The sequence below is a fragment of the Massilia sp. Root133 genome (genome assembly GCF_001426525.1).
GTDB lineage: Bacteria > Pseudomonadota > Gammaproteobacteria > Burkholderiales > Burkholderiaceae_D > Telluria > Telluria orientalis.
Genome location: NZ_LMEW01000033.1, coordinates 55747 through 68207 on the forward strand (window position 1 = coordinate 55747; position 12461 = coordinate 68207).

The 12461-nt window shown below is 61.4% G+C and carries 14 protein-coding genes; 10 read left to right on the forward strand and 4 right to left on the reverse strand.

What is annotated here, in order from left to right; translation table 11 throughout:
- Positions 1-22: 22 nt before the first annotated feature.
- Together ASD28_RS22685 and ASD28_RS22690 are read left to right on the forward strand one after the other, a co-directional pair.
- Positions 23-355 carry a carboxymuconolactone decarboxylase family protein gene (locus ASD28_RS22685; RefSeq protein WP_056133762.1) on the forward strand — a complete coding sequence of 111 codons (333 nt, stop codon included), beginning with the start codon at positions 23-25 and terminating at the stop codon, positions 353-355.
- Between the two features lie 58 nt (positions 356-413).
- Positions 414-740, forward strand: a complete 327-nt coding sequence (locus tag ASD28_RS22690) for a CzcE family metal-binding protein (RefSeq protein WP_056133765.1) — start codon at positions 414-416, stop codon at positions 738-740.
- A 125-nt stretch (positions 741-865) separates the two neighbouring features.
- Here ASD28_RS22690 and glmS read toward each other — a convergent pair whose 3' ends face one another.
- Positions 866-2695, reverse strand: coding sequence for a glutamine--fructose-6-phosphate transaminase (isomerizing) (gene glmS, locus ASD28_RS22695; RefSeq protein WP_056133766.1), 1830 nt, complete (start codon positions 2693-2695; stop codon positions 866-868).
- Positions 2696-2841: 146 nt separating this feature from the next.
- Between glmS and ASD28_RS22700 the strand changes: the two genes are divergently transcribed.
- Entirely contained in the window at positions 2842-3315 is a 474-nt protein-coding gene (locus tag ASD28_RS22700) for an Lrp/AsnC family transcriptional regulator (RefSeq protein ID WP_056133769.1), read from the forward strand.
- Positions 3316-3567: 252 nt separating this feature from the next.
- Here ASD28_RS22700 and glmU read toward each other — a convergent pair whose 3' ends face one another.
- Positions 3568-4944 (reverse strand): bifunctional UDP-N-acetylglucosamine diphosphorylase/glucosamine-1-phosphate N-acetyltransferase GlmU, encoded by a 1377-nt coding sequence (gene glmU / locus ASD28_RS22705; RefSeq protein WP_056133771.1) that lies wholly within the window; start codon positions 4942-4944, stop codon positions 3568-3570.
- Between the two features lie 28 nt (positions 4945-4972).
- Here glmU and ASD28_RS22710 point away from each other — a divergent pair, with 28 nt between their 5' ends.
- From ASD28_RS22710 to ASD28_RS22735, 6 genes are all read left to right on the forward strand, one after another.
- Positions 4973-5869, forward strand: coding sequence for a DUF6279 family lipoprotein (locus ASD28_RS22710; RefSeq protein WP_056133774.1), 897 nt, complete (start codon positions 4973-4975; stop codon positions 5867-5869).
- A gap of 18 nt (positions 5870-5887) precedes the next feature.
- The gene (rsmD, locus tag ASD28_RS22715) at positions 5888-6529 is read left to right on the forward strand and encodes a 16S rRNA (guanine(966)-N(2))-methyltransferase RsmD (protein WP_056133779.1); all 642 of its coding nucleotides are present in this window, start codon (positions 5888-5890) and stop codon (positions 6527-6529) included.
- Between the two features lie 121 nt (positions 6530-6650).
- Complete coding sequence (coaD, locus tag ASD28_RS22720) at positions 6651-7151, forward strand: pantetheine-phosphate adenylyltransferase (RefSeq protein ID WP_036237176.1); 501 nt, start codon at positions 6651-6653, stop codon at positions 7149-7151.
- A gap of 14 nt (positions 7152-7165) precedes the next feature.
- Positions 7166-7429: a YfhL family 4Fe-4S dicluster ferredoxin gene (locus tag ASD28_RS22725; RefSeq protein WP_056133780.1), complete on the forward strand. Its 264-nt coding sequence runs from the start codon at positions 7166-7168 to the stop codon at positions 7427-7429.
- A 336-nt stretch (positions 7430-7765) separates the two neighbouring features.
- Complete coding sequence (locus tag ASD28_RS22730; RefSeq protein WP_229412303.1) at positions 7766-9328, forward strand: methyl-accepting chemotaxis protein; 1563 nt, start codon at positions 7766-7768, stop codon at positions 9326-9328.
- 50 nt (positions 9329-9378) lie between these two features.
- Positions 9379-9981, forward strand: a complete 603-nt coding sequence (locus ASD28_RS22735; protein WP_056133785.1) for a chalcone isomerase family protein — start codon at positions 9379-9381, stop codon at positions 9979-9981.
- A 557-nt stretch (positions 9982-10538) separates the two neighbouring features.
- Here the strand turns inward: ASD28_RS22735 and ASD28_RS22740 are convergent.
- A complete protein-coding gene (locus ASD28_RS22740) occupies positions 10539-10736 on the reverse strand; it encodes a hypothetical protein (protein ID WP_156403983.1) in 198 nt (65 codons plus the stop codon).
- Between the two features lie 199 nt (positions 10737-10935).
- Between ASD28_RS22740 and ASD28_RS22745 the strand changes: the two genes are divergently transcribed.
- Positions 10936-11916: a LysR family transcriptional regulator gene (locus tag ASD28_RS22745; RefSeq protein WP_056133791.1), complete on the forward strand. Its 981-nt coding sequence runs from the start codon at positions 10936-10938 to the stop codon at positions 11914-11916.
- 30 nt (positions 11917-11946) lie between these two features.
- Here ASD28_RS22745 and ASD28_RS22750 read toward each other — a convergent pair whose 3' ends face one another.
- A complete protein-coding gene (locus ASD28_RS22750) occupies positions 11947-12402 on the reverse strand; it encodes an Lrp/AsnC ligand binding domain-containing protein (protein WP_036171419.1) in 456 nt (151 codons plus the stop codon).
- Positions 12403-12461 lie beyond the last annotated feature (59 nt).

Here is a 12461-nt window from a genome sequence, read left to right on the forward strand (position 1 = left end):
CCGCACATAGAAAGGCATCGCCATGAACACGATCGATTTTTCCAGCCCGCGCGACGCTGCGCGCGCATTCACGCCCAAGCTCACCGCATTGGTCGAACACCCGCTGTATTCGCAAGTCTGGACCGACCCCGACCTGGCGCCGCGCGACCGCAGCCTGATCACCATCGCCGCGCTCGTTGCGCTGGGCCACGTGGACGAGCTGGCTGCCCACCTGAAGCGCGGCGTCGCCAACGGCCTCACCGCGACCGAACTGTCGGCTGCGATCACCCATCTGGCTTTTTACGCCGGCTTCCCGGCCGCCATCAGCGCGTCGGCGTATGCGAACGCCGCGTTGAACAGCGGATCCGGCAAGTAAGCGTCATCCCTTATCCACCCTGTACCTCGACCTGCAAATTTTTTTCAAGGAGAACACCATGAAAACCCAAACGACCATCCTGCTCCTCGCCGCCGTCTTCGCTACCGCCGCCCATGCCGCACCACGCGGCGACGCGGCGGCTTACGGTCAACCCGTATCGTCGAATTCCGCCGACCGCGTCATCGAGCTCACGCCGCAGACACGTTTCGTGAACGTGACCAATGGCGAGACCGTGACCTTCGAAAAGGGTGGGCAACGCTTCACGTGGCATGTCGACACCTATAACAATGTCGCGGAATTCGCTCTCGCCAAAATTTCCCCCAACACGATGAACATCAACGGCGTCGAAGTCTATGTGGCGCCGGGCGAGTATTACCGTCCGTAAGCCATCGGAGAAGCTTGGCGGCTTCCTCATGTGCCAGGAACAAAAAACCCGCAGCCCAAGGGCTTGCGGGTTGTTTGCTTGCTGGTCGTGCGCAGGTGCCGGTGCCGGGACCTGCAACGCGCCACTTATTCCACGGTCACCGACTTCGCCAGATTGCGCGGCTTGTCGACGTCGGTACCACGCGCCAGCGCCGTGTGATACGCCAGCAGCTGCAGTGCCGCCACGTGCAGGATCGGCGACAGCAGGCCGTAGTGCTCCGGCAGACGGATCACGTGCAGGCCTTCGCCCGAGATGATCTGGGTATCGACGTCGGCGAATACGTACAGCTGGCCGCCACGGGCGCGCACTTCCTGCATGTTCGACTTCAGCTTTTCCAGCAGCGCGTCGTTCGGGGCGATCGTCACCACCGGCATCTCTTCCGTCACCAGCGCCAGCGGGCCGTGCTTCAGTTCGCCGGCCGGGTAGGCTTCGGCGTGGATGTACGAGATTTCCTTCAGCTTCAGCGCGCCTTCCAGGGCGATCGGGTAGTGGATGCCGCGGCCCAGGAACAGGGCGTTTTCCTTGCGGGCGAATTCCTCGGCCCACGCGATCACCTGCGGCTCCAGCGCCAGCACGGACGACAGCGCGACCGGCAGGTGGCGCATCTGCTTCAGGTAGTTCGCTTCCTGCTCGTCGGTCAGGCGGCCATTCACCTGGGCCAGGGTCAGGGTCAGCAGGAACAGCGCGGCCAGCTGGGTCGTGAAGGCCTTCGTCGACGCGACGCCCACTTCGACGCCGGCGCGGGTGATGTACGCCAGCTTGCACTCGCGCACCATGGCGCTCGTGGAGACGTTGCAGATCGTCAGCGTGTTCGTCATGCCGAGGCTGCGCGCATGCTTCAGCGCGGCCAGCGTGTCGGCCGTTTCGCCGGACTGCGAGATCGTCACGACGAGGGTGTTCGGGTGCGGGACGCTGTCGCGGTAGCGGTATTCGCTGGCGATCTCGACGTTCACCGGCAGCTTGGCCACCGACTCGATCCAGTACTTGGCCGTCAGGCCCGCGTAGTAGCTGGTGCCGCAGGCCAGGATCAGCACGCGGTCGATTTCCTTGAACACGCGGAAGGCCTGGTCGCCGAACAGTTCCGGCATGATGCCCGTCACGCCTTCCAGCGTGTCGCCGACGACGCGCGGCTGTTCGAAGATTTCCTTCTGCATGTAGTGGCGGTACGGGCCCAGCTCGGCGGCGCCGGTGTGGGCGTGCACGGTCTTGACTTCGCGCTCGGCCGGACGGCCTTCGGCGTCGACGATCCAGTAGCGCGCCAGTTGCAGGTCGACGACGTCGCCTTCTTCCAGGTAGATGATCTGGTCGGTGGTGCCGGCCAGCGCCATCGCGTCGGAGGCGACGAAGTTTTCGCCTTTGCCCAGGCCGACGATCAGCGGCGAGCCCTGGCGGGCGGCCACGACGCGGTGCGGCTCTTCGCGGCAGAACACGGCGATCGCGTAGGCGCCGTGCAGGCGCTTGACGGCCTGCTGCACGGTGTCGAACAGGTCGCCGTTGTACATGTGGTCGACCAGGTGGGCGATGACCTCGGTGTCGGTCTGGCTCTGGAACACGTAGCCCAGGCCGGTCAGCTCGGCGCGCAGTTCGTCGTGGTTCTCGATGATGCCGTTATGGACGAGGGCGATGCGCGCGTCGTCGCTGTTCGGCGAGAAGTGCGGGTGCGCATTCTTGGTGGCCGGCGCGCCGTGCGTCGCCCAGCGGGTGTGGGCGATGCCCGTGAAGCCTTGCAGGTGGGTTTCCTGGATTTGCGCTTCCAGATCGGCCACGCGCGACGTGCTGCGCGAGCGCGCCAGGCGGCCGTCCACGTGCAGCGCCACGCCGCAGGAATCATAGCCGCGGTATTCGAGACGCTTCAGGCCTTCGATGAGCACTGGGGTGATGTTGCGTTGGGCGACTGCGCCGACGATGCCACACATGGGAAACCTCCGAAATCGATGAATCCATGCACTGTAGAGTAGAGGAAACGAAATATGCTTTCTAAGTGCACCTCATTTTGATAGATAATTTCACGGTACATTCGACATGAAATATCCTTTCATTTTTCTCGAAATATTTTACTTATATGACACAAGAGGCTCCAAACCTTGACGATCTGGATCGTCGCATCCTGAACATCCTGCAGGTTGATGCCTCGCAGACCAATGCGGAATTGGCGGAATTGGTACACATTTCGCCGCCGACTTGCCTGCGCCGTGTCAAACAGCTCAGGGAGAACGGTGTTATCGAGCGGCAAGTTGCGATCGTCACGCCGGACAAGGTCGGCGCGCGTCTCTCCGCCATCGTCGAGATCACGCTGGACGTGCAGGCCGCCGACCGCATGGCGGAGTTCGAGCGGGTGGTGGCGGACGAGGCTGCCGTGCTGCAGTGCTACCGCGTGTCGCCCGGACCGGATTTCGTGCTCGTCGTGCAGGTGGCCGACATGCCGGCGTATCACGCCCTGGCGCACCGCCTGTTCACCACGCACAGCAATGTGCGTAACGTCAAAGCCTACTTCTCCACATTCCGCAGCAAGTTCGAAACGCGTATCGCCGTCTGACGTCCTGTGGATAACTCTGTGCGCTTATTCCTGGCGCATCGGCAAGCCAGTGGCGCCATCTCCCGCCACGTGCGCATTTCACTGGGTTTCTGAAACGATCAGGCCCGCCGGAATAACGCGGCGGGCCTGTGGATGACTTTGTGGATGATATTGTGGACGGGCAGTTGACATCCCTGTGCACAGGCAGTGGACCAGGCTGTGATTACCCTGTGTTTATGCCGTGGATTGCCTGTGCGTATATGGTGGACAAGCTTACTTCTTGACCTTGACCGGACGCGTCCAGTTCTCGATCGTCAACTGCTTCGGACGCGAGATCGTCAGCTTGCCGGCCGGCGCATTCTTGGTCAGCGTGGTGCCGGCGCCGATCGTCGCGCCCTTGCCGACCGTGACCGGGGCCACCAGCTGGCTGTCGCTGCCGATGAAGGCTTCGTCTTCGATGATCGTGCGGAATTTATTGGCACCATCGTAATTGCATGTGATCGCGCCCGCGCCGATGTTTACGCGCGAGCCGACGTCGGCATCGCCCACATAAGCCAGGTGGTTCGCCTTGCTGTGCGCGGCGACCTTGCTGTTCTTGATCTCCACGAAATTGCCCACATGGACGTCCTCGCCCAGCTCGGTGCCCGGACGCAAACGCGCATACGGACCGATGATCGATTTTTCGCCCACGACGGCGTCTTCCAGGTGGCAGAACGGCTTGATCTGGGCGCCTGCGGCGACGGTCGCGTTCACGAACACGCTGTGGGCACCGATCGTCACACCGTCGCCGATGACTACGCGGCCCTCGAACACGCAGCCGACGTCGATGGTGACGTCGCGTCCGCAGACGAGTTCGCCGCGCACGTCGATACGCGCCGGATCCATCAGGGTCACGCCCTTTTCGAGGAGGGCAATGGCGATGTTCAACTGGTGACGGCGCTCAAGCTCGGCCAGTTGCACCTTGCTGTTCACGCCGGCCACTTCCCATTCGGCCGACGGCTGGGCCGACACGACCGGTACGCCGGCCCCGACAGCCTGGGCGACGATGTCGGTCAGGTAATATTCGCCCTGTGCATTGTTGTTCTTCAGCGAGCCGAGCCAAGACGTCAGGTGACGGGTCGGAATGACCATGATGCCGCTGTTGATTTCCTTGATGGCACGCTCGGCTTCATTCGCATCCTTCTCTTCGACGATGCGCACGATGTTGCCGTTCTCGCGGACGATGCGGCCCAGGCCGAACGGGTTCGCCTGTTCGACCGTGAGGATCGCCAGCTTGTCGTCGCCGGCGGCGTCGACCAGGCGGCGCAGCGAGGCCGCCGTCGTCAGCGGCACGTCGCCGTACAGGACGAGCGTCGGCGCGTTCTCGTCGATCTGCGGCAGGGCCTGCATCACGGCGTGGCCGGTGCCCAGTTGCGGTTCCTGCAGGGCCGTATCGATCGCGACGCCGCCCTGGGCGGACCAGGCTTCAACCGCACTCGGCACCGCTGCGCCGCCGTGCCCGTAAATCACGCATAATTTACTCGGGCTCAGGCTGCGCGCCGTATCGATAACATGTTGCAACAGCGGCTTGCCGGCCAGTGGATGCAAGACTTTCGGCAGTGCGGATTGCATACGCTTTCCCATGCCGGCGGCGAGGATGACTACGTTCATAGGCCGTTCTCAAAACGAGTTAAAAAAGATGAAAAAGTTTAACACGCCCCCTACCGTGTTCCTGCGGGTACGCATGCTGTTCCTGATCGCCTTCGTGGCGCTGCTGAGTGCGTGCAGCGCCATCCGCTTCACCTATAACCACGGTGACACGCTGCTGTACTGGTGGTTGAACGCGTATCTCGATCTCGACAGCGACCAGTCCGACTGGGTCAAGAAAGATATCGACAAGCTGTTCCAGTGGCACCGCACGACGCAGCTGCGCGATTACGCCGGCCTGCTGACCAAGATGCAGCGCCAGCTCGGCGACGGCAATGTCACGCAGGACGAATTGCTGTCCGACTACCGCGACGTCAAGGCGCGGACGGAATTGCTGGCCTTTAAAGCGCTGCCGGATCTGGCCGACCTGGCGATGTCGATCAAGCCGGACCAGATCGCGCAGATGGAAAAGAAGTTCGCGAAAAATAACGAAGACTTCCGCAAGAAATTCATGAGCGGCAGCGTCGAGGACCAGCATAAAGCCCGCTATAAAAAGGCGATGGAACAGCTCGAATTGTGGTTCGGCAGTTTCAGCCGCGACCAGGAAGCGGCACTCCGCAAGGCGTCCGATGCACGCCCGCTCGACAACGAGGTCTGGCTGCAGGAACGCGTATTACGCCAGAAAAAAATCATCGCGCTGCTGCAGCGTATTCAGCGCGACAAGCTGAACAAGGAACAGACGATGGCGGCGATCCACGACCTGCTGCGCGACTTGTTCGACCGCATGGATGCGCCGGAGCGCAAGGCATTCTTCGACGCCTATGTCGACAACACGTCGAAATTCATCCTGACGGCGATCCGCCTGACGACGCCGGACCAGAAAGCCCATGCGCAGAAACGCATGCAAGGGTGGATCAACGACTTTAACGCTCTCGCGGCCGGGAAATAAGATGCTATATTCCGCGCCATGCAAAAAAAGAAGTCCGCCCCTACCTACGCCCGCCGCCCGGGCCCGCCGCAGCAAGTCCGCATCATCGGCGGCGCCTGGAAGCGCACCCCGCTGCCCGTCCTCGATGCGCTGGGCCTGCGTCCCACCCCCGACCGCGTCCGCGAAACCGTCTTCAACTGGATCAACCACCAGATGACGGGCGACTGGGACCGCGCCGACTGCCTCGACCTGTTCGCCGGCAGCGGCGCCCTCGGCTTCGAGGCGGCCAGCCGCGGCGCGCGGTCCGTCACGATGATCGACACCGTCGGCCCCGTCGTGCGCCAGCTCGAACTGATCAAGGACAAGCTCAAGGCCGACAACGTGCGCGTGCTGCGTGCCGACGCCCTGGCCGTGGCGCGCGACTTCATCCAGCGCGGCCAACGCTTCGACGTGATCTTCCTTGACCCGCCCTACCAGCAAGATTTCCTGGTGCAGGCCCTGCCGCTCTGCGCGCAACTGCTGAACGAGGGCGGTCTCGTGTATGCCGAATCGGGCGAGCGCCTGCCGTTCGCGGAGACGGATGAGGCGGCCGAGGATGTCCCCGAATGGCTGCAGCCCTGGCAACTGGTCCGCGCCGACAAGGCCGGGATGGTGCACTACCACTTGTTAAAGTTGCGTTAAAACACCGCTTTTCTGCGCAAAGCTGCTTAAACAATAAGCAAAAGGGGCCCCACCCCGGGGCGGCTGCCGAAATTTCAGGCATAATGCGCGTCTATTCAGGTGCATTCTCCAGGGAGCCGCAATGGTTGTAGCCGTTTATCCAGGAACTTTCGATCCGCTCACGCGCGGCCACGAGGATTTGGTGCGTCGCGCATCGGGTCTGTTCGACACCCTGGTGGTCGGGGTCGCCGACAGCAAGAACAAGCGCCCCTTCTTCTCGCTCGCCGAGCGCCTGGAAATCGCCAACGAAGTGCTGGGCCATTATCCGAACGTGAAGGTCGAAAGCTTTTCCGGCCTGCTCAAGGATTTCGTTCGCCAGCACGATGCACGGGTGATCGTGCGCGGCCTGCGCGCCGTGTCCGATTTCGAGTACGAGTTCCAGATGGCGGGCATGAATCGCTACCTGTTGCCCGACGTCGAAACCCTGTTCCTGACGCCGTCCGACCAGTACCAGTTCATCTCCGGCACCATCGTGCGCGAGATCGCGATGCTGGGCGGCGACGTATCCAAATTCGTGTTCCCCTCGGTCGACCGCTGGCTGCAAAAGAAAATCGCCGATATGGCGGCCGCACCGAAAGCCTGAGGTCATATTTAGTCATGGCATTACTGATTACCGACGACTGCATCAATTGCGACGTGTGCGAGCCCGAGTGCCCGAATGACGCGATCTCGATGGGCGCGGAGTTCTACCAGATCGATCCGCATAAATGCACGGAATGCGTCGGCCATTTCGATGAGCCGCAGTGCCAGCAGGTGTGCCCGGTCGCCTGCATTCCGTTCAATCCCGAATGGCGCGAAACGCGCGAACAGCTCCAGGCGAAACACGAACGCCTGACTGCCGAAAAGGCCAAAGTGGCCTGATCGCACAAGCCGGCCTGCGCCGGCTTTTCTTTTGGCGGTCCGCCATCCGCTACGCCTCATCCAATGATTGCATGCACAATAGATTCATTCATTATGCATACAATCATTATCCACGTTCCAAAACACAACACTTTTCGTGCACTGCATTGGTGCGCAACAACGGCGCGTCTTCGTTCGCGGGCCGATGTTGCCCGAGGCCGGGATTGTGCTCTTGCAGCATTGAAATAGTTTTGAGTCTCTAATTTTGCCAAACACATCGGTGCTATATTTATCTTGCAAAATTAGCACGCCCATTCTTTTTTTTGGACGGAGAGACTCACAATAATGATTAGAAATATGAGTATCGGCCAACGTCTGGCCATCGGGTTCGGGGTCGTCATTGCCTTGCTGGTGCTGCTGGCGGGGCTGTCATACGTCAGGATTGCCAGCCTGAACAAGGAAATGGAGACCCTGGTCAAAGTGCGCTATGCGAATACCGTCGCGGCCAACCATATCAAGGAGGACGTGAGTGAAGCGACCCGCAGCATGCTCAACGTCCTCATCATGACCGATCCGGACCAGATCAAGAAAGAGCTGGCGAACACGGAAGCGAGAAGCGCCAGCGCCACGGCCCAGGTCGCCGAGTTGGCCAGGAGCACGGGCGATGCCGAGGCCGCCGACATCCTGAAAGCGCTGGCTACCATCCAGAACAAATTCCTGCCGGCGCAAACGGCATTCATCAAGCTCGTCAACGAAGACCGCAAGGACGAGGCGATGATGAAATTCATGTTCTCGCTGCGCCCCCAGCAAACCCGCTATTTCGAACAACTGGACAAATTCGTCGCCTGGCAAAACGCCGCGATGCACCAGGCCGGCGCCGACACGGCCGCCGTCACGCAGCGCACGCAGATGCTCATTCTGGCGCTGACGACGATCGCGGCCGGGCTGTCGCTGGGCGTCGCATGGCTGGCCACGCGCAGCATCACGCGGCCGCTGGGCCAGGTGGTGGAGATCGCCCGCCGTGTCGCCGACGGCGATCTCACGAGCGCCATCGCCGTCGACAGCCGCGACGAGGCAGGCCAGATGATGGAAGCGCTGCGCCACATGAACGCCAGCCTGATCCGCATCGTCGGCGAAGTGCGCACGAGCACGGAATCGATGTCCTGCGCGTCCGGTGAAATCGCCACCGGCAACCAGGACCTGTCGACACGCACGGAATCGCAGGCCATGTCCCTGGCGCAAACGTCGAGCTCGATGCGGGCGCTGACCGGCACCGTGCAGCAGAATGCAGACAATGCGCGCCAGGCGAATCAACTGGCGGCCCAGGCGTCGGAGGTGGCGGCGCGCGGCGGTTCCGTCGTCGCGCACGTCATCGAGACGATGGGCTCGATCACGGCGTCGTCGAAAAAGATCGTCGACATCATCGGCGTGATCGACGGTATCGCTTTCCAGACGAATATCCTCGCCCTGAATGCCGCGGTCGAGGCCGCGCGTGCGGGCGAGCAGGGACGCGGCTTTGCCGTCGTGGCCTCCGAAGTGCGCAGCCTGGCACAGCGCTCGGCCGCGGCCGCCAAGGAAATCAAGCTGCTGATCGGCGATTCCGTGGACAAGGTGCAGGAAGGCAGCACGCTCGTCGAGCAGGCCGGTGTGACGATGGCAGAGGTCGTCGAAAGCGTGCGCCGCGTCACCGACATCATGGGTGAAATCAGCGCTGCCAGCCTCGAGCAGAGCGCCGGCATCGCCCAGGTCAGCCGGACGATCGTCGCGATGGACGAGACGACCCAGCAGAACGCTGCCCTCGTCGAGCAGGCCGCAGCCGCCGCCGCATCGATGCAGGAACAGGCGCAGCGCCTGGCGCGCGCCGTCAGCGTGTTCAAGCTGCAGAATGTCCAACCTACCCTGGCGCTGGCCGCGGCCTGAACGGCGGCCACGATGTTGACAACGATAGCTTTCCCACCAAGGAGACAACCATGACTACCCGTAAATTTGCCATCAAGGGCCTGCTCGCAGGCGCCATTCTCACCCTGGCCGCCAGCCTGCCGGCCATCGCCGCCGTCGTCGACGTGAACGGCTACAAGTTCGACGACATGACGAAGGTCGCCGGCAAGGACCTGAAACTGAACGGCGCCGGCATGCGCACCAAATTCATCGTCAAGGTCTACGCGGCCGGCCTGTACCTGCCGGAGAAGAAGAACAACACGGCCGAGATCCTGAAGGAAGAGGGCCCGCGCCGCGTGACCCTGCAGATGGCGCGCGACATCTCGTCCGAGGATTTCGGCAAGGCCTTCATGGATGGCCTGAACGAGAACATCGACAAGGCGGAAAAACAGCGCATCGTGGCCCAGATCAGCAAGATGGGCGAGCTGTTCGCGTCCGTCGACGGCCTCAAGAAGGGCGACGTGCTGCACCTGGACTGGATTCCGGGCACCGGCACCCAGGCCGAGCTGAACGGCAAGAAGCTGGGTGGCCCGATCCCCGACGTCAACTTCTACAACGCGATCCTGCGCATCTGGCTGGGCGACAAGCCCGTCGACCGTTCGCTCAAGCCTGCGCTGCTGGGCGACGCCAAGTAATCCACTCGTTTTTCCCCGAAACGCGGCCCCGGGCAACCGGCGGCCGCGTTTTTTTTCGCCCCTCATTTTTTGACTGCGCATGACCCGGATTTTTGGATGAGGTGGGGTGCCAACCCGCACGTCGATGCCTCTGGCGGCGCGTCCATTCGACAGAATCGAAAGTTACCTTAACTCATCGATATGAACTGACCAATCATGAACTTCGCTTATTTTTAGTTGATATCTGCTACAACTACAGTGAATCCATCTCTATCTTATCGTTAGATACTGTATTTCGAGTGCCACTTGACCAATTCATCGATATTCTTCATCTCTCATCAATATGATTCCTTCCTCTGAGAAATCGTCGCCAACTCATCAATTCATGAATCATCGATTTTTTGATACGACGTTCATTTAGAAACCAATTGTTAAATGAAGTGGAAAAAAAAACGCCTGACAACTCGAGCGACCACGAGTTACCGGCGGCGGGTAAGAGTAAGGGCGAAAAAAAAGCGGCGCCCGGTTATCCGGGCGCCGCTTTCGGGAAAGAAGCTGTGTAAACTAGACCGTAAGGATCAGTGCGATCCCACCGCTGCGGCCTGGGCACGCTGCCTGCGTGCCGCCAGTTCGCCCTTCGTCGGGCGCGGGCGCACCACCAGTACCAGCGCGCGTACGATGCCGACCAGCAGCGGGCGGAAGAACATCAACACGCCGCCCAGCAGGGTCAGCTGGACCATGCACAAGAGCAAGTGGGTGAAGGGCAGAGCCAGCACCGGGGTCTGGAAAAGGGTGTCGGAGAAGGACATGGAAGACTAAGTAGCAAGCTGATCTATTCGTTCGATGTCACTATAGTGCAACGCAACATATAAATCTAATTACACTTGGTAATAGCTATTATATTGATCGTGAATGGAAATCAGGTACACTTACCGTACCGACAAACCATTTACTGCCAGTCCTGAACGGAGTCCCATGAGCTTCCTCACGCTTGATCTGAACCTGCTCCGCGTCTTCGACGCCGTCATGACCGAGCAAAACCTGACCCGCGCCGCCGGTCATCTCGCGATGACCCAGCCGGCCGTCTCGAACGCCATTAAACGCCTGCGCGAAAGCCTGGGCGACGAATTGCTGATCCGCACGGCCTACGGTGTGAAACCGACGCCGCGCGCGGAAGCGCTGTGGCCCGCCGTGCGCCAGGCGCTGGCCGCGCTGGAAGCGGCCGTGATGCCGGAAACCTTCGACGTTTCCAAGGCCCAGGCGACGTTCCGCATGGCGATGGCCGACGCCACTGCCGCCCTGTGGCTGCCGTCTCTGGTGCGGTCGATCGAAAAAGAGGCGCCGGGCGTCAACATCCGCATGGTGCCGCTGACCACGCGCGAACCGCGGCCTATGCTGCTGCGCGGCGACATCGACCTGGCTGTCGGCTTCTTCCCCGGCGTCGCGGCCCAGCTGTCGTACGAAACGGGCTCGCCGATCCGTCACGAGCGCCTGTATTCGGGAGAATACGTCGTCGTGATGCGCAAGAATCACCCGCTCGCACAGGGCACGCTCTCCCTCGACGATTATTGCAAGGCGAACCACCTGCTGGTGAGCTTCTCGGGCCGCGCCCACGGCCTCGTCGACGAAGCGCTGGCGCAGCTCGGCCGCGAGCGCCGCATCCTGTTGACCGTGAACCAGTTTTTCACGGCCGGCCGCGTGGTCGCGAACTCCGACCTGGTGACGGTGTTGCCGAAGCACCTGATCGCGTCGACCGGTGCGGCCGAACAACTGATCTGGCGCGAGCTGCCGTTCCAGCTGCCGGCCGTGCACCTGGACATGCTGTGGCACGAACGCGACGGCCGCAGTCCGGCCCACCGCTGGCTGCGCAAGAACCTGGAAAACCTGTCCGCCTCGGCGCAAAAGATGCTTCCGCAAAAGTCGGAAACGTCGGAAAAGATGGAAAAGATCGCCTGAGATACAACGCCCTGCCTGCCAGGGCGTTTTTCATTTGATGGGCAGCTTGGTCGTGTTCTTGACTTCTTCCATCACCGCATACGTGTGCGTCTCGCGCACGCCTTTCTGCAGCAGTGTCTTGCCGAGGAATTCGCGGTAAGCTGCCATATCTTTCACGCGCGCCTTGACGAGATAATCGAACCCGCCGGCCACCATGTGGCATTCGAGCACTTCGGGAATCAATTGCACGCTCTGCTTGAACGCGTCGAAGACTTCCGGGGTGGTGCGGTCCAGCACCACTTCGATGAACACCAGCAGCGACACGTCCAGCAGCTGCGGATTCAACTGGGCCGTATAGCCCATGATGTAGCCGGACTCGTGCAGCTTACGTACGCGCTCGAGGCAGGCGGCGGGCGACAGGTTGACCCGTGCGGCGAGCTCGACGTTGCTGATACGCCCGTCGCTCTGCAGTTCGGCCAGGATTTTCTTGCTGATCTTGTCCAGCATGTGCTCTCTCTCCACTATAAATATTATTTGGTGAAATTCTCTCACCAAAAACTATCTAT